Origin of the sequence: Bradyrhizobium sp. BRP20 (genome assembly GCF_020194215.1) — a bacterium.
Taxonomy (GTDB): domain Bacteria; phylum Pseudomonadota; class Alphaproteobacteria; order Rhizobiales; family Xanthobacteraceae; genus Bradyrhizobium; species Bradyrhizobium yuanmingense.
The window spans coordinates 542869-563562 of the sequence record NZ_JADYVY010000002.1 but is presented as its reverse complement, the minus strand read 5'-3'; the positions used below and the strand labels follow the sequence as shown (position 1 = coordinate 563562).

Annotated in this window: 26 protein-coding genes and 1 pseudogene; 10 read left to right on the top strand and 17 right to left on the bottom strand. The window is 65.0% G+C overall.

Annotated elements, in window-relative coordinates:
- The first annotated feature begins 6 nt into the window (after positions 1 to 6).
- The gene (locus I6F33_RS07400) at positions 7 to 522 is read left to right on the top strand and encodes a ParB N-terminal domain-containing protein (protein ID WP_225141753.1); all 516 of its coding nucleotides are present in this window, start codon (positions 7 to 9) and stop codon (positions 520 to 522) included.
- 205 nt (positions 523 to 727) lie between these two features.
- Here the strand turns inward: I6F33_RS07400 and I6F33_RS07395 are convergent, their stop codons facing one another.
- On the bottom strand, positions 728 to 994 hold the full coding sequence (locus I6F33_RS07395; protein WP_025575662.1) for a DUF2312 domain-containing protein: 267 nt from the start codon (positions 992 to 994) through the stop codon (positions 728 to 730).
- A 44-nt stretch (positions 995 to 1038) separates the two neighbouring features.
- Here I6F33_RS07395 and I6F33_RS07390 point away from each other — a divergent pair, with 44 nt between their 5' ends.
- Together I6F33_RS07390 and I6F33_RS07385 are read left to right on the top strand one after the other, a co-directional pair.
- Complete coding sequence (locus tag I6F33_RS07390; protein WP_225141750.1) at positions 1039 to 1656, top strand: hypothetical protein; 618 nt, start codon at positions 1039 to 1041, stop codon at positions 1654 to 1656.
- Between the two features lie 326 nt (positions 1657 to 1982).
- Entirely contained in the window at positions 1983 to 3041 is a 1059-nt protein-coding gene (locus tag I6F33_RS07385) for a hypothetical protein (RefSeq protein WP_225142046.1), read from the top strand.
- 179 nt (positions 3042 to 3220) lie between these two features.
- On the opposite strand, the gene I6F33_RS07380 is transcribed toward I6F33_RS07385, so the two are convergent.
- The 7 genes from I6F33_RS07380 to I6F33_RS07350 form a co-directional block, all read right to left on the bottom strand.
- A complete protein-coding gene (locus I6F33_RS07380; protein ID WP_036000202.1) occupies positions 3221 to 3724 on the bottom strand; it encodes a hypothetical protein in 504 nt (167 codons plus the stop codon).
- Between the two features lie 288 nt (positions 3725 to 4012).
- Entirely contained in the window at positions 4013 to 5053 is a 1041-nt protein-coding gene (locus I6F33_RS07375; RefSeq protein WP_225141748.1) for an acyl-CoA desaturase, read from the bottom strand.
- 217 nt (positions 5054 to 5270) lie between these two features.
- A complete protein-coding gene (locus I6F33_RS07370; protein ID WP_036022858.1) occupies positions 5271 to 5552 on the bottom strand; it encodes a hypothetical protein in 282 nt (93 codons plus the stop codon).
- A 251-nt stretch (positions 5553 to 5803) separates the two neighbouring features.
- Entirely contained in the window at positions 5804 to 6445 is a 642-nt protein-coding gene (locus I6F33_RS07365; protein ID WP_225141745.1) for a cell envelope biogenesis protein TolA, read from the bottom strand.
- 96 nt (positions 6446 to 6541) lie between these two features.
- On the bottom strand, positions 6542 to 6946 hold the full coding sequence (locus I6F33_RS07360) for a VOC family protein (protein WP_225125604.1): 405 nt from the start codon (positions 6944 to 6946) through the stop codon (positions 6542 to 6544).
- Positions 6947 to 7181: 235 nt separating this feature from the next.
- Positions 7182 to 7541 carry a cytochrome c gene (locus tag I6F33_RS07355; protein WP_225141743.1) on the bottom strand — a complete coding sequence of 120 codons (360 nt, stop codon included), beginning with the start codon at positions 7539 to 7541 and terminating at the stop codon, positions 7182 to 7184.
- Positions 7542 to 7635: 94 nt separating this feature from the next.
- Positions 7636 to 8088, bottom strand: coding sequence for a pyridoxamine 5'-phosphate oxidase family protein (locus I6F33_RS07350; protein ID WP_225113953.1), 453 nt, complete (start codon positions 8086 to 8088; stop codon positions 7636 to 7638).
- Positions 8089 to 8320: 232 nt separating this feature from the next.
- Here I6F33_RS07350 and I6F33_RS07345 point away from each other — a divergent pair, with 232 nt between their 5' ends.
- Positions 8321 to 8671 (top strand): zinc ribbon domain-containing protein YjdM, encoded by a 351-nt coding sequence (locus I6F33_RS07345; RefSeq protein WP_036000193.1) that lies wholly within the window; start codon positions 8321 to 8323, stop codon positions 8669 to 8671.
- Between the two features lie 6 nt (positions 8672 to 8677).
- On the opposite strand, the gene I6F33_RS07340 is transcribed toward I6F33_RS07345, so the two are convergent.
- Together I6F33_RS07340 and I6F33_RS07335 are read right to left on the bottom strand one after the other, a co-directional pair.
- Entirely contained in the window at positions 8678 to 9592 is a 915-nt protein-coding gene (locus I6F33_RS07340) for a DMT family transporter (RefSeq protein ID WP_225140322.1), read from the bottom strand.
- Positions 9593 to 9677: 85 nt separating this feature from the next.
- Positions 9678 to 10094 (bottom strand): nuclear transport factor 2 family protein, encoded by a 417-nt coding sequence (locus I6F33_RS07335; RefSeq protein ID WP_225140321.1) that lies wholly within the window; start codon positions 10092 to 10094, stop codon positions 9678 to 9680.
- 129 nt (positions 10095 to 10223) lie between these two features.
- On the opposite strand from I6F33_RS07335, the gene I6F33_RS07330 reads away from it, so the two are divergent.
- Entirely contained in the window at positions 10224 to 10784 is a 561-nt protein-coding gene (locus I6F33_RS07330) for a bifunctional transcriptional activator/DNA repair enzyme AdaA (protein ID WP_074447944.1), read from the top strand.
- Here the strand turns inward: I6F33_RS07330 and I6F33_RS07325 are convergent.
- Positions 10781 to 11032: a hypothetical protein gene (locus I6F33_RS07325; protein WP_225141741.1), complete on the bottom strand. Its 252-nt coding sequence runs from the start codon at positions 11030 to 11032 to the stop codon at positions 10781 to 10783. The two genes, I6F33_RS07330 and I6F33_RS07325, sit on opposite strands and share 4 nt — an antisense overlap.
- A gap of 171 nt (positions 11033 to 11203) precedes the next feature.
- On the bottom strand, positions 11204 to 11407 hold the full coding sequence (locus tag I6F33_RS07320; protein ID WP_036022847.1) for a hypothetical protein: 204 nt from the start codon (positions 11405 to 11407) through the stop codon (positions 11204 to 11206).
- A gap of 241 nt (positions 11408 to 11648) precedes the next feature.
- On the opposite strand from I6F33_RS07320, the gene I6F33_RS07315 reads away from it, so the two are divergent.
- A complete protein-coding gene (locus I6F33_RS07315) occupies positions 11649 to 12980 on the top strand; it encodes a hypothetical protein (RefSeq protein WP_225141739.1) in 1332 nt (443 codons plus the stop codon).
- A 4-nt stretch (positions 12981 to 12984) separates the two neighbouring features.
- On the opposite strand, the gene pdxY is transcribed toward I6F33_RS07315, so the two are convergent.
- Positions 12985 to 13800, bottom strand: a complete 816-nt coding sequence (gene pdxY, locus I6F33_RS07310; protein WP_225141737.1) for a pyridoxal kinase — start codon at positions 13798 to 13800, stop codon at positions 12985 to 12987.
- A 124-nt stretch (positions 13801 to 13924) separates the two neighbouring features.
- On the opposite strand from pdxY, the gene I6F33_RS07305 reads away from it, so the two are divergent.
- Positions 13925 to 14269, top strand: a complete 345-nt coding sequence (locus tag I6F33_RS07305) for a multidrug efflux SMR transporter (RefSeq protein WP_025035970.1) — start codon at positions 13925 to 13927, stop codon at positions 14267 to 14269.
- 42 nt (positions 14270 to 14311) lie between these two features.
- Here I6F33_RS07305 and I6F33_RS07300 read toward each other — a convergent pair whose 3' ends face one another.
- From I6F33_RS07300 to I6F33_RS07290, 3 genes are all read right to left on the bottom strand, one after another.
- Positions 14312 to 14518, bottom strand: a complete 207-nt coding sequence (locus tag I6F33_RS07300; RefSeq protein ID WP_036000235.1) for a hypothetical protein — start codon at positions 14516 to 14518, stop codon at positions 14312 to 14314.
- Positions 14519 to 14648: 130 nt separating this feature from the next.
- Positions 14649 to 14930 (bottom strand): hypothetical protein, encoded by a 282-nt coding sequence (locus I6F33_RS07295; RefSeq protein WP_225141735.1) that lies wholly within the window; start codon positions 14928 to 14930, stop codon positions 14649 to 14651.
- 225 nt (positions 14931 to 15155) lie between these two features.
- Entirely contained in the window at positions 15156 to 17078 is a 1923-nt protein-coding gene (locus I6F33_RS07290; RefSeq protein WP_225141733.1) for an FAD-binding monooxygenase, read from the bottom strand.
- A 100-nt stretch (positions 17079 to 17178) separates the two neighbouring features.
- On the opposite strand from I6F33_RS07290, the gene I6F33_RS07285 reads away from it, so the two are divergent.
- Positions 17179 to 17643 carry a MarR family transcriptional regulator gene (locus tag I6F33_RS07285; protein ID WP_225125612.1) on the top strand — a complete coding sequence of 155 codons (465 nt, stop codon included), beginning with the start codon at positions 17179 to 17181 and terminating at the stop codon, positions 17641 to 17643.
- A gap of 118 nt (positions 17644 to 17761) precedes the next feature.
- Positions 17762 to 18193 carry a hypothetical protein gene (locus I6F33_RS07280; RefSeq protein ID WP_036000243.1) on the top strand — a complete coding sequence of 144 codons (432 nt, stop codon included), beginning with the start codon at positions 17762 to 17764 and terminating at the stop codon, positions 18191 to 18193.
- Positions 18194 to 18235: 42 nt separating this feature from the next.
- Here I6F33_RS07280 and I6F33_RS07275 read toward each other — a convergent pair whose 3' ends face one another.
- A complete protein-coding gene (locus tag I6F33_RS07275; protein ID WP_167361659.1) occupies positions 18236 to 18832 on the bottom strand; it encodes a L,D-transpeptidase in 597 nt (198 codons plus the stop codon).
- A gap of 343 nt (positions 18833 to 19175) precedes the next feature.
- Here I6F33_RS07275 and I6F33_RS07270 point away from each other — a divergent pair.
- Positions 19176 to 20248, top strand: a pseudogene (locus I6F33_RS07270) (hypothetical protein).
- The last annotated feature ends 446 nt before the right edge of the window (positions 20249 to 20694 follow it).

The window sequence follows — 20694 nt, the reverse complement described above, 5'->3', positions numbered from 1 at the left end:
TAAGTTATGCCCAAACCGGAAAGCTTCCCGATCGAGAAGATCTTCGTTCCCACCAAGCAGAAGAAGGCCGTCAATCCCGAGACCGTGGCGGAGATCGCGGAAAGCATGCTGGAGATCGGACAACAGGCCCCGATTTCCATCAGGCGCGACGGAGACCGGCTCGTTCTGGTCGAGGGACTGCATCGGCTCGAGGCCTGCAAGGCGCTCGGCGAGACGACCATTCTTGGCGTCGTGGTCACGGCGGAGTTTGCTGAAGCCAAGCCGCTTCTCGCCGAACGACCCGAAGTCGAGGCAGAGCGCATCAAGATGGCGCGATTGAAACAGCTGCGCCTGGAGAAGGAAGCCGCGGAGGCATCGGCGGCGGCGTTGAGAAACGTCAGCGCCACGCAAGGACCGCGCAGCAGTTCGGCGAAGGGCGTTCGCGACGCTCCGAAGGCATCGCCGGGCCGGATGGCGAAATCCAAACCGAAATCATTGTCGGACTGGATCACGCAGCAGAAGGGCAGCGGCGGTCGCTATTAATGACCGACGCCGTCATTCCGGGGCGCGCCCTTGGGCGCGAGCCCGGAATCCATCGGGCGGCATGACAGGTAGCGAAATGGATTCCGGGTTCGCGCTTCGCACGCCCCGGAATGACGGTGCTTTACTTAGGGCGGTTGCCACCGCATGACGGCCGCAATCCTTTTCGATCGCGACCATCTCTCCCTCGCCGATTGACCCGCTGGTCTCACGCCGCCTTCGCCTGCTCCGGCGAGGCCGTCTCCATCGCGCGCATGTAGAGGTCGAGCAGGCTTTCGCGCTCGTCGCGCTCGTTCTTGTCTTCCTTGCGCAGCTTGATGATCTCCTTGAGGATCTTCACGTCGAAACCCTCGCCCTTGGCTTCCGCGAAGACTTCCTTTTTCTGTTCGCTCAACTCCTGCATTTCGCTGTCGAGGTTCTCGATCCGCTCGACGAAGGAACGGATCTTGCCGCCGGGAATGGTGATGTCGGACATGGTGCCTCTTTGCTGACTAAGGTCGTGAAAATGCCCGCAAAGAAATGACCAATGTGTTAACCGAGTTGCCGCACCCGATGCCATCGCGCCGCAGCGATACCCGGGACAGGCGACCACCCCGCAGCTATCTGGATCGGCGACTTCTTGCCGGATGCATCGAAGATGCGGCGGCAAAATCTCACCACATGGCCGCCACGCAAGCGACAGCCCGCAATCGCGATTTCAGCGCAAACGCGACGGAGGCTCGCGGCTTCATCGATAGTCAGGAGCCATTTGCAATGTTGAGTGCGGTGGACAACAAGCCAAGGGGAAAATCCGGCCGGCGCGGCGGCAAGAAGAAATCGGGACATCGGACCGGGGCCGGCGAGCAACGCGCAAGTGCAGCGCATCAATTGCCGGATGCCTCGACGGAGAACAGGCAAGAGACCGAGGAAAAGACCGAGCAAGAGCCGAGCCGACACATCAGTGCGGAGATACCTTCGGCTGCGGCCTTGCCGGACGAGGCTTCCGGGATGGAGCTAGCTGCAAGCCCGCCCGTCGTACCGGTCGAACCCTTCCAGGCCAGCACGCAAGCGATTGCCGACGCCTATAGCGACTACATCAGGACCTCGCTTCTGGCGTCTTGCTCGATACACCCTGAGCAAATACGGCTGGTGCGGTAGCCATGACAACGGCAGCCGAAAGCGCGATGATCATTGCTTTCATGTTGTCCTCCTCGAACAAGCCCCTCGAAGGAAACGGAATGGACTAGCGCCCGTTCCCCTCAGCGAACGTTCATGGCGCCGCGGGGCTGGACGCCCCTGGGATCGCTTCGATCCGCTCGACTATCCTACGAAATGCGCTTTGCGCAGTCGCGGCGACAACCCATCCTACGCGCTCACGCCGCCCGCTCCCTCGCCCGCCATAATTTCTCCTTTGCACACGCGTTGTGTCGGACAGCGGCGAGACCTATCCTTGATCGGACTGCCTCCCATTGACGCCCGACCGGATGGAGAGCGCATCGATGCCTGACACGAACGACCCCAAGCCTGATACCGGCAAGACCGATAACGCCAAGCCTGATACCGCCAAGCCTGATACCGCCAAGCCTGATACCGCCAAGCCTGATGCGTCCAAGCCGGGCGAGGCACGTGCCGATAGCGGGCTGACTCGGGCTTACGACCGGATCAAGAGCGCAGAGGAAGACCTCGCGCGGCTGGACCGCCTTGTTTCCGGAATGGAACGGAGCAGCGAAGCCCCGCGGACCTCGCACGCAAGCGCCGCCTCGACGGCAGCCGCCACCTCCGCAAACAAGGCGCCGACGCCGGATGCCCGGGTTCTAAACACCAAGCCGCGCGATCAGGGCCTGAGGGGAGACAGGGCCATGATGCGCGCTCTGGCTATTCTCGTGATGGCGATCGGCCTGCTCGGTGCCGCCGTCGCATCGCAATATGGCGACGAGGCGACATCGATCGGCAAGTCCATCATGGCGCGATGGGCTCCACCCGCGAGCGCACCCCCGCAAGCGACCGCGGCGGAAAGTCCGGCGCAGCCGGCGACGGTGCTGCTGGCGGCCGCGGATGAGCCGAGCCCGGTGCCTGCACCGCCGGGGCCTAAGGACGCGGAAAGCGCCCCAAAGCCCGGCGCCACGGCGGCCGAGCCGGCATCGTCCGAGCTCGCGCAATCGCTCAAGGCCATCACGAGCGAGCTTGCGAATATCAACGGCAAGCTCGAGCAGCTGAAGAGCCGCAGCGAGCAGACCCTGCGCGACCAGGCCGACACTATTCAACAGCTCAAGGCCGCGCAGGAGAAGGATGCGGCGGACAATGCGCGCCTCGCCGCGCAGGTCCAGGCGCTGCAAACGCAACTGAGCGCATCGTCCGCGTCATCCGCCTCTGCAGCCGCCAAGCCAGTCGTGCGCAGCGTGGTGAGCAACGACACGGCTGCGCGTGCCCGGGCGCACGCACCAGACGCCGCGCCACGACGGCCCAGGCCGCCGCCGCGAGGCGGCTGGATGCCGCCGCGCTATATGGCCGACCCTTATTATTACGGCGATCCGGATTGGTGAGCCCGTTTCGCGAAGGCGCGCGATTTGAAGAGCCTTAGGGTGGGTTAGCCTGCAACGGCGCGAAGCGCAGTCCGCTGGCGTAACCCGCCACTTTGATTTCAGCGGAGGCAGACGTGGTGGGTTACGCTGCGCGAGCTGCGCCTTGCGCAGTCGCGCAGCTAACCCACCCTACGCTCCCCTCAGCGTATCTCGCTCATCGTCACCTTGGCCGCGATCCCCGTCAGCTCGGGCTCTTGCGGCGCAAGCTCCTCATCGGAAGGGCCGACCGAGACTTCAGCCATTCTGCGTTTGACCTGTTCGCAGGTCTTGCGAACGTCTTCGGTGAACAGCGCGCATTCTTCGATACGCTTGAAGATCTTCCGTCCCTCTTCACGATAGCCTGCCGCCGTTTCGCGCATGAAGGCGATCGCATCATGAACCTGGGCCGTCAGCGCCTCGCATTTTTGCGCGGCGTCGATCAACTCGGTGCCCATGGCCTCGATCTCTTTTGCAGCGGACTCATAGTCGCGAATGACCGCTTCTGCACTGAGCGCACCGACCCGGGACACCCCCGCGGTGTGTTCGACGTAATCAGGCAGATTAATTGAAGTAATGGAGTTTCCCGACCGGATCGAAGTAATGTCCGCTTCGAGTTGGACCAAGTTCACTCCGTCCCGTCTGTGCAATTGTTCGACACTTGCCATGACTGTCCTCCCAATACGCGCCCAGAACCCCAAGCAGCATTGGGTTTATTACGGGGATAAATGCCGTTCTACCTCTATGTATTCTTGACAGTCTCCACTTTGCCACTTTTACCCAATCGCCAACTCTGCACGCAGAGACGGCGAGCCATCAAACTTCAATTTTTCCGTGCACCTGTTCGAACGCGCGAACCTGACAACGAGTTCGACCGGCACTGTCGTCAACCTCAACGTCCGGCGAACCGCCCGCGCAGCGGAAATCCGCATCGCGCCCGCCATTGGCGGGCACGATTATGTTCCGGGGGCGCGAAGGTCGTCGCCCTCGAAGGCATTCCCGACGGCGGCTGGCGCAGGCTCGCCCGGCCCTGCATCCGCCGCACGTTGGCGGCCGGCACCGCCCGCCGCGAAAATATCATGCACCAGCCCGAGCTTCCCCAATCCCAGAATGATCAACCCGTTGATGTCCACCTCGTACCAGGCGTGCGAGATGTAGGCGTCGCGCGGAAAGCGGTGATGGTTGTTGTGCAGCCCTTCGCCAAAGGTGAGCAGCGTGGTCACCAGCTCGTTAGTGGTGCCGTCATGGGTCTCGAAGCGACGGTAGCCCCAGCGGCCGTCGCTGTGGCAGACCGAGTTCACTAGCGAGGTCGCCATGGTCATGAGGTAGCTGCGGAACAGGCCGGCGAACAGGATGCAGCCGATCATCGTGCGCGCGCCGCCGAAGGCATAGCCGATGGCGCCCGGAATGATCAGCGCCGAGAGCGCATACCAGTACCAGCGCGTCCTGGTGAAGAACATCGCGATCGGGTCGGCCAGGATGTCCTTGGCGTAGTAGCTGGCATCGGTGGTCTCGCGGTCCCACACCCAGCCGCCTTGCGCATGCGTCATGCCCTTGGCGAAACTGGTATAGGGATGGCCGCCGCCGTCGTAATAGGGGCTGTGCACGTCGCCGGGCCGGTCGGAGTGCAGATGGTGCCGCCGATGGTTGCTCACCCATTTCAGGATCGAGCCCTGCACCGCCATGGTCGCGAGCGCGGCGAAGATCGTCCGCATCAACGGACCGCAGCGGAAGCTGCGGTGCACGAAGTAGCGATGCATGAAGCCGATGCCGATCGTGGACATGATGAACGTGCCGGCGAAGACCGAAACCTCGACCCAGCCGATGCCTTGCCAGAAGGCCCAGACCAGCGCCGCGACCGAGCCGCCGACCATGATGGCGAACGAGATGTAGGAATCGCGAAACTTGGCCTCGACCACCGGACCTTCGGTCAGCACGCCCGGCGGCATCTTCGGCTCCGCAAGCTGCTCGGACGCCACGCTCTCAACCACGCTCATTTCAGCCGATCCATTTACACTGCACTTTTCTGCAGTGCAGCGTACAACCCCTGGTTATCAGAGGCAAGGACCGGAGCGGCCGTAGGAGCACGGGCGGCGCAGCCCCGCCCCTTTCGCTTCTCTGCCGAATGGAAAGTGGAGACCATGACGAGCAGATGCACGTCCTGCATCTGTCAGCGTACGCTCATGCGCCGATCAGTTTGGCGTCCGTCGGCCTTCACCACCAATACGGCCAGCGCCATCCCTCATAGCGCACGTAGGACGGCACCAAGGGCGGGCCGTAGGGATCGACCCGGTCGTGCTCGGGGCGATAGCGATAGCGTGGCACGATGTTGTAATCCCACGGCGTCGGCCTCAGCACCGGCGCCGTGACGATGAGCCGCTCCTGCGGCGCGCGAACGACGACGGCTCTCCGCGTCCGGGCTTCGGCGTCCGAGATTGCAAGGCTGCTCAGAACCAGGGCGGTTCCGAGCGCACAGGCGGCAGTCATCTTGGTCATGCGTTGGTCTCCTTCGCGCGGAGAGTGCAAAAGGATGCCAGGCGAGGCAAGCAAATTTCGCGCGAGGTGCGGACATAAGCGCTGTGCGCTTTGGCGCTCCGACCTCTCCCCGTCATTGCGAGGAGCACTTGCGACGAAGCAATCCAGAGTCCTTCCGCGGAGGGAGCCTGGATTGCTTCGCTCCGCTCGCAATGACGCGAGTATGACGGTCTGGATGAGCAACAGAACTCCCGGACGTCGGCACCTGCCTCTCACTCGCGCGCGCGGCGCAGCGCCTGATCCAGCTTGTGCCTCTGCTTGTCCCAGCGCCCCTGCTCCGCTTCGGCGCGCGCTTCAAGCGCGGCTCGCTCGGCTTCGATCGCCCCGGCCTTCGCTTCGTGCTCGCGTCTTGCTTTGTCGAGCGCTGCTTCCGCCGCGGCAACCGCCTTGTCGCGCCGCGCACGCTCCTTGGCGCGGGCGGCCTCCTCCTTGGCACGCCCTGCCTCGCGCCGCCGCTCCTCCTTCTCGAAAGCTGCAGCAGCCTTGCGCGCGGCCGCATCATCGATCTCGCGGGATGCATTCCGGGCCGTCTTGGCGGGACGCTTCTTTGACGTCGCCTTGCTCTTGGACCTGGTCTTGCTCTTAGTCTTGCTCTCGCCCTCGCCGAGATCGGTCGGCAGCTCCGCGCTCTCGGTGAACGGGCCGTCCGAGCCGACCGGGCGCCTCAGCACCACGCCCGGCTTCGCCATGGTTGCGGCGACGACATCGGGATCGTCGGTCTCCCTGGCGACGCCCTGATGGAACAGATTGGAGCTGGCGCCCCAGGCGGCAAGCGCCGCCTTCATCGAGGGCGCGGCGATCGCCTGATCGTAGAAGCCGAGCGAGGTCTGGTACGTCTTCAGCTTCTTTGCCATGTCGCTCCGATGTCGGCGCAGCCTTCCGCAGGCGATCGTAGCCCGGATGGAGCAAAGCGCAATCCGGGTGGCTCAGCACGCTCGGCCCGGATTAGGCTACGCACCTTCCAGCAACGCGTCATACCCTTGCGCGCTGAACGCCAACAGACAAAAACCGTGCCCGAACGGATCGGCCAGCATCGCGATCCGCCCATAGGGCGCATCGCTCGCCGGCACCTCCAGAATCGCACCCGCAGCGAGGGCACGCGCGACGGCCGCGTCGACATCGTCGACGACGACGTCGATATGCACCGGCGTCCAGTGCCGCTCATAGCGGCGGGGGTCGCCGCCGGCGCCGATGGTGCCGGCCTGCTTGGTCAACAGATACACCGGTGCGGGCCAGCCGTTGAGCTCGACGAAGTCGGCGCCGAAGCGGCGGCCGACCGAGAGGCCAAAGGCTTCGGTGTAGAACGTCGTGGCTTTCGCCACGTCGGGAACGTCGATGTTGAGGAGGAAGCTCATGAGCGGCTCGTCGCAAGTTGAGGCGCGAGCGTAGCCCGGACGGAGCGCAAGCGTAATCCGGGATGGTGCCGCACCCGACGCCCCCGACCGCGTTCCACGATGGCATCATGCCATTGTTTTGCCCGACGGGTCAAATCCTGTTCGATTTTGCCGAAGTCAGGAAAACCCCGAGCAATTCCATGGGGATGGCTACTGTGCATGGGGTTGTTTTCGCAACACTTGCTTGAGTCGGCCCTCAATTGCGCTTCAGGCTCAGGATATAGGCCGATAGCACCTCGGCCTGCTCCGGCGAGATCACGAGATTCGGCATGGTCTGGTGACTGGTCCGCCAGAACACCTTGAGCGAGAGCGCGGTGGTGCCGTTGCGGTCGGCGATGGATTGGAAGCTCGGTGCCTCGTCGAAGAAGCCGGCCATGTGCGGCTCGATCGCGTGACACGACTGGCACCACGCCTGCGCCAGGCGATGACCTGCGGCGACCGCGCGCGAGCCGGGCCTCGGCGCCCCGGCGGCGGTGTGAAAGAGGCTGAAGAGAAACAGCACCGACAGCGCGATCAGGACGGCGATGCCGATGGAGATTCGAACATTGTGCGACATCGCCCGACCTCACGGCATTTGAATCGTGGAGCAGCCTAGATGTGCACCACGACGCCAGCTTGATCTGCATCAAGCCAGCTCGCAGCTCGCGTCCTCAGCACGTCACGAGATCGGTGTGGCCGAATCCCTTGGAATAATCGAGCAGCGAGATCACCGTCGGTGTGAGACGGATCAGCCGCACCTCGGATGGCTTCGGCACGGGGAGGCCGATGGCCTTCTGCTCGGGATAGCGCGCCATCAAAAGCGCGATCGCCTTCTCGGCCTCGGCTGGATCGGTCACGGCCACCGCCCGCGCCGCCATGGACAGGCCGGTGATCTCCATCACTTGCGCCGGATCGTCGTCGATCGCCAGCGACACGCGCTCGTCCCGCGAGATGTTCTGCGCCTTCTGGCTGTCGGGGCCGCAGAGAAAGTAGATGGTGAAACCTTCGTTGGCATAGCCGACGGTCGTCACTTGCGGCCAGCCATCGGCGCGAAGCGTCGCGATCCGCATCGTGCGGTGCTGGTCCAGCAAGGTCTGGATTTTTCGTCTGAGTGTGTCGTCCATCGCTGCCTCCGGCGGTCATTCCTGAAGACACGGTACGCCCCTTGCGCGCAGTGCCGTTGATGCAGCTCAACGCGCGGCGGCGATGTTGCCTCATTGAAAGCGTCGGCAAGCATCGCCCGGTGATATCGCACCGGCAGGCGCGGCCAGCCCGCGCCGTGCGCAGCTTTTGCTTGCTTTCCCGGTTCCCGCCTCTACGGTCGCGCCGCGAACGAACGCGCGAGACAAGACCGTCATGACCGACACGATGAAATGCCCGACCTGCAATTCCGAGCACGCCTATCAGGACCGCGATCTCTGGGTCTGCCCGGAATGCGGCCATGAATGGAGCGGCGCGGCGGACGCGGTCGCGGACACGGCGCAGGATGCGGGCGTGCGCGATGCCAACGGCAATGTGCTCGCCGACGGCGACAGCGTCATCGTGATCAAGGATCTCAAGATCAAGGGCTCGTCCTCGGTCGTCAAGGGCGGCACCAAGGTGCGCAATATCCGCCTGCAGGACGCCAGCGACGGCCACAACATCGCCTGCAAGATCGACGGCATCGGCGCGATGAATCTGAAGTCGGAGTTCGTGAAGAAGGCGTGAGGTCCGCTAGCTTTGCCGCTGCGCCAGGTAGAACCCGCTCAGCACCGTCACGAGGCCTGCCATCTGCAGCATCGTGGGCGGCTCGCCGAGCAGCAACCAGCCCGTGAGCAGCGTCAGCGCGGGCACGCAGGCCGGAAACACCGCGGCGCGGGCGACGCCGAGACGCTGGACCGAGACGGCGTAGAGATAGAGCGCGGCGGGGCCGGCAAGCACGCCCTGCGCCAGCGCCTGGATCGCGTTCTCGGTCATGCCGATCGACGCAATGTGGGCGAGGCCCACCGTGGCGACGTAGACCGGCACCAGCAGCAGCGACAGCACGTTGATCACGAGCGCAGCCGACACGGCCGAGACGCGCCATCGACGCAGCATCGCGCCGAAGCCGGCGAACATGAATCCGGCGAGCACGAAGATGAGATCGCCCTGAATGCCGTCGGCACCGATGTGGCCGATTGATTCCGCACCGATCACGCCGAGGCCTCCGACGATGACGAGCGCGCCAGTCAGGCGCGAGGCGGAGATCCGCTCCTTCAGCACGACCGCCGCGAGCAGGAGGCCGCCGAGCGTGGCGCAAGAGGGCTGGATCACACTGCCATGGCCGAGCGGGACGAACAGGAAGCCGATGTACGAGATCAGCGACATCACGGGACCACCGAGCACCATCAGCACGAGCCCCCTGCCCCAGCCGATGCCGCAGAGATCGGAGAGTCCGGCGCGCAACACCAGGGGCAGGAATGCGATCCCCGACCAGACATAGCGATGCACCAGCAGATCGACCGGCGTGAAGCCGGCCTTGAGGCCGTGCCGCGTGGCGGCAAAGCCGAGCGCCCAGAACAGCGCTGCGGCAAGCCCGCAGACCACGCCGAGCAGTGCCGGCGCGGTATCCTTCTTCTGAGCGTCGGCGCCGCTCGTCCGCTGATCCATGGATCACTCGATATGTCGGCTCGCTGAGCCGCTCAACCCACGCGGCTGCAGGGCTGTCACGCGAGGGCGATGCCGCCTACGCGTGTTACAGCCCCTCATCGAAGACCATCCGCCATCCCTTGCGCGTATCCATGTATTCCCGCACTTGCCTGATCCGGTCGCCCACCACCTCGAACACGAAGCAATACTCGTTCTCGTACGGCTTGCCGCCGGGCAGCGTGGCGCGCATCCGCTCCTCCACGATCACGACATCGCCTTCGACATAGACGCCGCGGAACGTGATATCGATGCTCGAAAACAGCCTGTGCATTTCCTTGGCGATGAAGCGGGCGATCTGGTGCGCTCCCACCATGTGATCGGTATGATCGAGCGCGACGGCGGTGGCATTTCCCTTCGGCGCGATCCATTCGGCGTCTTCGGTGAAGAGTGCCGCGATGCGCTCGGGATCGCGTGACGAAAAGGTCTTCCAGGCGTTCAGTACGACGTCTCTCGGGCTGGTCACGATGGGGTCTCCGGCCGTGTTGCGATGAGAACCGCCTTCTAGGCCGCGGTGCGAGCCGCGGCTCGCCGCAATCGGACTCGGTCATCCGGCAGCCCTTCCGCCGCCGCCCCCATGCGCTACCATGCGATCATGTTGAGCTTTGATGTCTGCAACGCCGCGCGCCTGCGCCGCGATCCCCGCTATGACGGCCGCTTCTTCACGGCGGTGAAGACCACGGGCATCTATTGCCGGCCGGTCTGTCCGGCCAAGCAGCCGCTGGCGCGCAATGTGGTCTATTATCCGACGGCTGCGGCTGCCGAGGCCGCCGGCTTCCGGCCCTGCCTGCGCTGCCGTCCCGAGACCGCTCCTTTCTGCCCGGCCTGGAACGGCACGCGCTCCACGGTGGCCCGGGCCATGAGGCTCATCGATGACGGCGCGCTGGATGAAGGCTCGGTGGTCGATCTCGCGACGCGGCTCGGCATCTCGTCGCGTCACCTGGCGCGCCTGTTCGAGCGCCATGTCGGCGCTACGCCGCAGCAGCTCGCCAAGACACTGCGTGTCCAGCGCGCCAAGCGCCTGCTCGATGCCGGCGATGACAGCATGACCGCTATCGCATTCCAGGCCGGGTTCGGCAGCCTGCGCAGGTTCAACGCCGCCTTCGCCGAACTCTACGGCCGCTCGCCGTCAAGCCTGCGCGCGCGGCGAGCTTAGCGGCCCGCGCCAGTGATCACGTTCGCGGTCTTCACCTTGCGCGGGCTGAGCACCTTCGCCTGGTGGACCGAGGCGATTGCGCTTGGCGCTGCGACCTGCTGCTCGACATGTGCGGCACCGAGCACGTGCACCTGCAGCGGGGAAACCGGAAATCCGTTGGCCTCATAGGTCGGCAGCTCGGCGGCGAAAGCCGCGGTACCGCCCGCGATCGTCAGTAAGGCGGCGATCGACAAGGTCTTCTTGTTCATTGGTGATGCTCCGAGGTTTGAGAGTCGGAGCCTATTTAGGCGCATTTTGCTGCAGTGCGACATACACCGCCGCATTGCAACATCGCATGCAATGCATGACGTTATGCCTAATGCGTCCAGGGATTTGGGCGAATCACGCCGGCTGCGACGCGGCGCCTCCAGAGGAGCCGCTCAGCCACCAAGCACGTTGCCCCAGCCGTCGAAGAGATAGGTCTTCCAGGCCACGGTTCCATCCGCGCCGGGCCGGCTGGCGCGGCGGTAGTCCTCGGCCTGGTCGGCGGTCCAGGTGATGATCGTGTCGGAGAGACGATCGTGCAGGATGGCGGGCTCGGAGGGGTCGAAGGCGTCCATGGGACGAAGCGAGGGATGCGTCATGGCGCCTCCAACGCACCAGCCGCAACAAAGTTGCGGCAACGTCAAATGGAACCGGGCGTTGCACCTCGGCCACAGTTGCCCCGAAAAGCCCGCACTCCCCGATTTGCGCCATTGCGCCGCCACACCGTGGCCCGAACAATCGACGTGCTGCGTGCCTTTCCGTGCGACTGTTTCGTCAGACTGTTTGCATCATCACTGTTCGGGCAAGATTGTTCGAGCAGACCGTTTGGAGGCAGGGATCATGAACGATCGGCGGTCTCTTCTGGTGGCGGTGTCGTGTCCCTCGGCCGTTCTCGCCGGCTGGCTGGCATTGTCTCTCTCCGCTTATGCGCCTGCGCTCATCGAAAACAGCGCCGCCAATGCGGCCGCCATCTCGCGCGCCAAGGATCGTGCCAAGGATCATGCCAAGGATCTCGGCCGCATCGACCTCGCCGACGTGCCGCGCGCTGCGACCCTTGAGGACCGCTTCGCCTTGACCGCCGACATCGCAGCCACCGTCACTGCGCTGCCCGACCCTCCCGCGCCGGCAGAGGCAACGCCGGAAGAGCCCGCCTCCACCATCAAGCTTGCCTCGGCCGACCCGGCGCTGATCCTGCCGGTGGAAGCCGTGCCCGCGCCGCCGATCTTGCCTGAACCGGAGCCCGTCGTCAGCGAGGTTGCCCCCGCCCCTGTGGCGGAGCCCGTCAAGCTCGCATCCACCGATCCCACCGAGATCGTGACGACGGACACATTGTCGGCCGCGGCGATCGCGAGCGACCCCGTTGCGCCTGCGCGCAAGGCGTCACCGCCTGCCGACAACATCGCCGTGCTCGACGAATGCTTCGTCATGGAGGCCTGCATCGACCGCTACCTCTGGGCGCTCTATCAGCGCACCGCCAAGGAAGACACGATGAAGGTGCAGGAGCGGCGCGCAGTCACCATCAAGCGCAAGGGCAAGACCGTCACGGTGATGCGCAGCTTCACCAAGCTGGTCGATCAGGACTTCACCTGGAAGGATCCGCATGCGGCCGAGCGCGCCGGCATGTCGATGATGGACTACGTCATCGGCGGCATGGACAAGAGCTTCAAGCAGAAGCTGTTCCGCATGATGCTCGCGGCCGAAGCCGCCGGCCTGTCGCCGGGCATCACCAGCGCGTTCCGCGACGACTATCGCCAGTCGATCGCGAGCGGCCTGAAGGCCGCCTCCAACCGCTCCTATCACGGCGGCAGCACGCGCGGCGGCTACGGTCACGGCATGGCGGCAGACATCGTCAGCACGCAAGGCAGCAACAGGGCGCAGCGCTGGGTCTCGACCGAAATCCTGTGGAAGTGGGTCGATGCCAACGGCAAGGCGTACGGCATCGGCCGACCCTATCTCGGCCGCGATCCGCCCCATGTCGGCCCGATCGACGGCCAGGAATATATCTCGAAGCGCGGCACCTCCGACCGCAAGGACGTTGCCGGCGTTAAGCCGAAGAAGACACAGGGCCTTGCGAGCGCCAAGCCGCCGAAGGCCGACGTCGCGCGCGAGCAGAAGGGCCCGGCGGCCAAGCCGCAGAAGTCGGCGCAATCGGCCGGCAAGCGCGCGACCTGACGGTTTACGGCTTGCGCTCTGCCGTCGGCAGCGGCACCAGCCGCATCTCGGCCGAGCCGGCGGCCTGCGTGCGCACCAGCACGGCAAAGACCGTGTCGACCGCGCGCCGTACCGCCAACTCCATTGCTTCGCCCTTGGCCAGATGCGCCGCGATCAGCCCGGTGAGGAGATCGCCGGTGCCGTAGGGACGGATCGGCAGGCGCGGCGTCGCAAAGCGCGACAATCGCCCATCAGTGCACAGGATCGTCTCCACCTGGCCCGCCGCCGTGTCAGCGAGGGTGCAGCCGGTGGCGACGACGTCGGTGCCTGCCCCAGCCAGCACCGCGCAGGCCGCGCTGAGGCTCTCGGCGTCGGCAATTGCGACCCCAGAGAGCAGCTCGAGCTCGAACTGGTTCGGCGTCGTCAGGTTCGCCGTCGGCAGCAGCCGGTGGCGGAGCACGTCAAGGATGCCGTCCGCGACATAGACGCGGCCGTCGTCACCGATCACGGGATCGCAGAGATAGACGAGCTTCCCATTGCGCGTGCACGCCCGCTCGACGAAATCGGCGATGACGGCGGCATTGCCGGGCGAGCCGAGATAGCCGGTGACGACCACCGCGGCCTCGTCGACCAGGCCGCGCTCCTCGACTCCCCTCAGGAGATCGGCGACGAGCTCGGTCTCCAGCACCCGTCCGCGCAGGCTCGGATAGCGCGGATGGTTGGACAGCAGCGTCGTCGGCACCGCAGCGACGTTCACGCCCTCCGCCTGCATGGCATAGGCGGCCGCGCTGTTGCCGACATGGCCGTGGACCACCTGGCTCTGGATGGAGATGACGAGCATGAAAGAGGTCCGTAGAGTCAAACTTCGGGCGACGCAAGCGCTGCGTCCTGTCGCGGACTCGTCATTCCCGCGTGATATTTGCGGTCGCACGTCAGCCATCCGTCGGCCCGGACACAGCCTCCGCATGACCTCCGCCTTCAACGCCTATACGGCTCTCGCCCTCGCCATCGTGTTCGAGGTCACCGCGTCGGCGTTCCTGCAGCAGTCCGCGCAGTTCACCCGTCCCTGGCCGACGCTGGCGATGGTGCTGTTCTACGTCGCCTCGTTCTACGCGCTCTCGGTGGCGATCCGGGTGATCCCGTTGAGCATCGCCTATGCGATCTGGGGCGGGGTCGGCATCATCCTGACCGCCACCGTCTCCTTCGTGCTGTTCCGTCAGATCCTGGACGCCGCAGCCTTCGTCGGCATCGCGCTGATCGTATCAGGGGTGGTGATCATCAACCTGTTCTCGGAGACCACCGTGCGTTGATGCGCGCGGTGCCGACTCTGAGCAAGAGGTCGCGCCCCACCATCACGCTGCGGACAGTTGATCGAGCTCGGACGGCGCGTAGGCCTTGCCATCCTGGTCGGTGACGACCACCCGCCACCCCTCGCTCGCCCACACTTTCGCCTTCGCCACGATGAGCAACCGGCTCTCGCGGGCGAAACTGTACTTCTCGTTGTCGCGTTCTGCGACCATCTTGTAGGCCAATTCGCATCCCCTTGCGTCGCCCTGCACCCGGCCTTGTCGTGGCAGCGGGCTTTGGCGGCAATTCGCCGGGAGCGTGGCAATTTGGTGCCATCCGCGAGGCCTGTGGCCGGCCCCGTGCCGTCGCAACAGAGCCGATCTCGTTTGCCTCGGATCGGCGCTAGTGCACGCGGATAATATGCGGGCGGCCGAGATTGATCAGGCCCTGCACCGCCGAAAGGCGGTCATTGAGGGCTGCGATGGTGAGCAGCAGATTGTTGCGACGCTCATCGAGTAGTCCCATTTCTGCGCCCGACAGCTTGGTGCCCGCCCGCTCCTTGTGGATCTCCTCGAGGGATTCGCGCAGTCCGGCAATCAGGCCGGCCAGCTGCTTGGCCTCCCTGGTCATCGACCGCTTAGCGACATTTTGCTGACGGCGCGTCTCCGCTTGGTTCTGTCTCATCGTCATCCTCCGGTGCCCCGCTGCCCCGAGTGGATGCTTACAGCTTTGGATAGACATATTACGATCGATGAAATCTGCCCGCGAAGAACTTTCTTAAATTGTACGCGCACGGAACCGGAGGGCGCGGGAGCGGAAAGCCCGGCACCAAGGCCGGGCTTTCGTTGCGGCTAGCCAGAGCTCGGCTGCGGAAACGCGGGCGGAACGGCCCGCGCGGCGCTTTCGGCGTCAGCTCACCGGTAGCATGAAGGCGTCGAAGAACGAGGCCAGCCCGGCAAAATCGTTGAGCGGCAGCACGGTCGCGACATACTGGTCGGGCCGCACCACGACGATGCAGCCGGCCGCCCGATCGATGCCGCGCATCGTGAAGACGTCGTGGCCGCTCTTGAGATCCGGGCAGAACATCTTCTCGTAGTCGTACAAGCCGTAACGGCCTTTGCTCGGGAGCAACATCGGCGGCATTGCCTCGATGGCGAGCTCGCGATGGTCCTGCTGAAACACCGCGCGCAGATCGATCACGCTGTCGATGTCAGCTCCAACAGGCGTATATCGACGGATAGGTGACTTCCGGGATTCCGCGAGGAAATTGCACAAGGCACGAATGGCCGAGCCCGACGCTGCGGGGTTCTCGTCGGGCGAGAACGCGTAGATGCGGAAGCGGCCATCGGCCCGTGCGGCATGGCCGAGATGTACCGGCTTGGCGTCCGCCAGCCGGACCACCGGCGCGGAATGGAAGCGCGTGCCGATAATGAGGCCCTGCGCGAGGTGCTGATGCGTGGCCGCGCCGGTGAGCATCGAGGGCCTGTAATGCGTTGCCGTGCCCGCGGTAAAACGTCCGTGCCGGACGAAATAGTCCTGCGTTTTGGCGGCATCGGCGCCGCCGGCCTTGGCGGCGGAGGCGAGGATATCAGCCCATTCGCGATCGAAATCGATCAGCTCCTTCGCGACTGCCCGGCGCTCGGCCGAATAGGAATGCAACAGGCTTGGCGCGCACTGCCTCCGCAGCACGGCGGCGAGCTTCCAGCCGAGATTGAAGGCATCCTGCATCGATACGTTCATGCCCTGCCCGGCCTTCGGGCTGTGGGTGTGGCAGGCATCGCCGGCGATGAAGATGCGCGGCTGGCGCGTCTCGATCTCGCCCTCCGGCACGTCGTCGAACTTGTCGGTGAGGCGCTGGCCGATCTCGTAGACGGACCACCAGGCGATCTCCTTCACCTCGAGCCGATGCGGCTTCAGGACCCGCTGCGCTTTCGCAATCACGTCATCGGCGGTGATGTTGCGATTGGCAACCCGTTCACCGACATCGAGCTTGGCGAGCTCGACATAGATGCGGACCATGTAGCCGCCTTCGCGCGGAATGATCAGCAGGCTGCCGTCCTTGGCCGACTGGATCAGCGACTTGAAGCGGATGTCCGGAAAATCGGTCACGGCCAGCACGTCCATCACGCCCCAGGCGTGGTTGGCGGAATCACCGTGCAGCTCGCGCCCGATCGACTTGCGCACCGTGCTGCGGGCGCCGTCGCAACCGACGACGTAGCGGGCCTTGATCGTCTCGACCTTGCCCTCGTTCGCGGCATCGACGCGTTCGAGGCGCACGGTCACGGCATGATGGTCAGCGCCGGCGGCCGGATCAACATTCACATCAAGCACGCGCCGGCTGTAATACGGCGCGAGCTTCGCCGGCGATTTGCGCATGACGTCGAGAAAGCAATCATGGACGCGCGCCTGGTTCAGGATGAGGTGCGGGAATTCCGACAGCCCGTCCTCGACGTCCTGCACCCGGCCGCTGCGGACGATCTTTTCCGGCGCCGCTTCATCCGGCTTCCAGAACGTGGTCTCGTTGACCCAACAGGCTTCCTTCAGCACACGCTCGCTGAAGCCATAGGCGTGGAACATCTCCATGGTGCGGCAGGCGATTCCGTCGGCCTGACCGACCAGCAGGCGGTCCGGCTTCTGCTCGACGATGCAGGTTCTGATGTCGGCGAATTGCGCGAGCTGGGCGGCGAGCGTCAGGCCGGCCGGCCCGCAGCCGACGATGAGGACATCGACCTCGCCAGGCACGGCGCCCGCCGCTCCCGATGCCTGAACGCGCGCGGCAGGATCGGCGATTTCAGGGTCGCCCGGCTGAAATCCATTGAGATGGAACTGCATGAGCACCTCTCCCGCCAAATTCTGTTTCTTATTGATCAGTATGCTGACTATCAGTATACTTGTCAATGATCCGCACCGCTCTGCCCCGGAGGAGATTTCGGTGAAAGACAACAACGACATGCCCGGACATCTGGCACGCCGCTTCCAGCAGATCTCGGTCGCGGTGTTCCTGGCCGAGGTCGAGGACGCCGGCTTCGATCTCACTCCGGTGCAATACGCCGCGCTTGCAACCATCAAGGCCAATCCGGGGCTCGATCAGGTGACGCTCGCCGGATTGATCGCCTACGATCGCACCACCATCACCGGCGTGATCGATCGCCTCGTCCAGAAGGGCCTCGCGGAGCGGCGCCCCTCCAGCCGCGACCGCCGCGCGCGTGAGCTCGAGATCACCGACGAGGGCCGCCGCACGCTGCGCAAGATCACCCCGGCCGTCGAATCCGCGCAGCGCATCATGCTGCGCGGCCTCAGCGCGAAAGAGAGTGAGGAGCTGATGCGGCTGCTGCGCAAGGCGATCGCCGCCGGCAACGAGCTCAGCCGCGCGCCGCTGCGCGATGCGCAGCTCTGATCTCGGACCATGTCCGTAATTGTCGCAGCGCACGAAACCAGGAACTAACCTTCGGCTGCTAACCTCGGCCGCATTGGGGCGCTTAACGCGCGATTAACTTTGCGGGGCGGAGTTTCGGATGTTCAGGTTCCTCGTTGTGGCCGCGGCCGTCGCGCTCTCGACCGTTCAGGCGGTCGCAGGGGGCCATGGCGGCGGCGATCCTCCTCCGCCGAAGGTCGAGGCGCCAACGGCTCCCGCGAAGGTCATCCTGACCAAGCAGGGGCCCAAGCTCGTCGATCTCAACGGCATGACGCTCTACTATTATGAGCGCGACACCACGGGAAAGACGTCGAACTGCAACGGCAAGTGCATCGAGAGCTGGGTGCCGCTCGCCGCAACGGCCGACGCCAGGGCCGTCGGCGACTTCACGGTGATCAACCGCAACGACGGCAGCAAGATGTGGGCCTACCGTTATCGCCCGCTCTACACCTCGCCCGCCGACAAGGCGCCGGGCGACGCCAACGGCAACGCCACGACGCTGCAATGGCGGGTCGCCCGGCCTGAGAACTAGAGCGTGACAACGCACCTAAACTCGAACTGACCGGCGCAGACCTCAGCCGCGCCAGCGCCCGCCCGCCGCGGCCTGCGCGCTCTGCCCCGGCGGCAGCACCACGACCATCGAATTGAGCTTCACCCGGTCGTAGAGATCGATGACGTCCTCGTTGCGCATCCGGATGCAGCCGGACGAGATCGCCTGCCCGATATATTCGGGCTGGTTGGTGCCGTGGATGCGATAGAGCGTGTCCTTGTTGCCGACATAGAGATAGATGCCCCGCGCGCCCAGCGGATTGGCGGGACCGCCGGGAACGCGCGCGGGATAGGGACCGAGCCGCGCCTGGATATCCGCGGTGGGGACCCAGTCCGGCCATTCCGCCAAACGGCCGACCCGCGCGACGCCGGAGAACGCCATGGCTTCCTCGCCGACCGCAACGCCGTAGCGGATCGCCTTGCCCTCGGGCAGCACGTAATAGAGGTAGCGCGCGTCGGTATCGACCAGGATCGTGCCCGGCTGCTCCTTGCGGTGGTAATCGACGATGTGACGCAGATATTGCTGGGGCACGTTCGCCTTGGCGTAAGGCGCGTGCGCGAGCAACTGACGGTCGCGCGGCGTCATGCTCGCATCCGTCGATGGCGAAAGTGTCGTCTGCATGCAGCCGCCCAGCGGCAGCAGGGCTGCGACGAACAAAACGAGTAGAGATCTTGGCACCGCCGGCCCCCCGATAGCGGAATAACGACGCCCCCGCCGTCACCAGATATTGCCAAAATCGTGCTGAAAACAAGGCGGTGCAGGAACACATGCGCGTGTTCGGCAAATTGGGTTCCATCACCACAAAGGGCGGAAGAGTGTCGCATCATCTCCATCCCCTCGCCTTGCTTTGGTCAAACCCGGCTGGACTCGTGCGACATGGGGACCGGGTATGGCCTCACCTCGGATCAGCCCGGCGCCAATGCGGATGCCTTAACCTCGAACACTGGGCTTCAAAGGAGCTGCGATGCTCGCGACGCTGAACGCCAAGCAAATCGTCGATGAGATCGTGAAAGACACGGTCAAGGACAACGATCCTCACGACGCGGTCCAGATCTCGCCCGAGATCGTGCGGGCCTCGCGCCCCGCCAGCGTGTCGCCTGCGCTGGCGCCAGAGATCGCGCCGCGTCCGGAGCCCAGGTTTGCCCCGGAACCCAAGTTTGCCCCGCAGCCCACGGTCACGCCGAAGTTCACTCTGGAGCCGGCGCGCGCGCCCGAGCCAAGCATCAACGTCGTCTACGGAAAATCCACTGCGGCACCGTCGATCGACACCGCTGTCCGCGTCACGTCCAGCGATGGTCCCGTGATGAAGAAGCGGTCCTCGGTCGGCAAGTGGCTGCGCGGGGCGTTCGTCACGTTCCTGCTTGCCGGCGCCAGCGTGGCCGCCAGCATCGCCTGGGAGAAGCACGGCGACACAGCAAAGCAGTTACTGGCCGAATGGACGCCGGTGCTGACCTCGCTGCTCCCGACGACCTCGTTGTTGTCTGCGACACCGCAGCAAAGCGCGCCGGTCGCCGCCGCCCAGGCTGCGCCGCCCGCAGCGGAAGCCACGCCCAACCAAACCGCAGATCAAGCTGCGACGCCGCCCGCGGCTCAGCTAGCTGCGACTGCGCCCGCGGCACCACAGTCGGTCGACGCGGCGCAATCGGTGCAATCGATGACACGCGATCTCGCCGCCATGGCGCAGCAGATCGAGCAGCTCAAGGCCAACATCGCCGAGTTGAAAGCCGGACAGGAGCAGATGGCGCGTGAGATGGCGAGGCCTCCCGCACCGAAGCCGGTCACCGAGGCGAGGCCGCCGGTCGATCCGCGCCCACGCGCAGCCGCGCTCCCGCCGCAGCCTGCGCGCCGCCGGTTCGCAAGCCCAAGCCGCCTGTGACGCGGACCTACATGCCGGCCTCTTCGCCCGCGCCGCTCGCGCCTCCGCCGCCGCTATCGCAGGCGGCCGCCGCCACGCCGCCGGCTGCGCCGACCACGACGACGCAAGCCGTTGCTGATGACGACGGACCTATCGTGCGCCCGCCGATGCCGCTGCGCTAGAGCATGATCCGAACCCGAAGGGCCGCGTAAGCGCAAAGTGCGCAGCGGTTTTCCGAAACGATCATGCTCAAACAACAACAACCTGAAGCGCGATGACGATTCATCCTCGTCGCGCTTTAGAGCAGCGACGCAGCCTTGCTGTCACGCGCTCACGCACGCTGTCCGAGTCGATGTGAAGCGTTAACTCCGGGCGATTACGGTGAGCGACGTCTCGCTCAAGAGAAAAGGCCGTCGGGATCTATGCCGGCGGCCTTCTCTTGCAGCTGCCGGTTCCCGGAGCCCGGTTCTGCTGCAATTCCATGCCTAATGATCGCGCGGGTATATTTAATAAACTCTTAACGAGCCCGCACGTTGCACATCATTTCTGCGCCATAAGCCCAGAGATTGCGCGCTCTGTTCATTCGATAGATGTCGACTCAGTGGTACCATCCGACATGTGTTGAGAC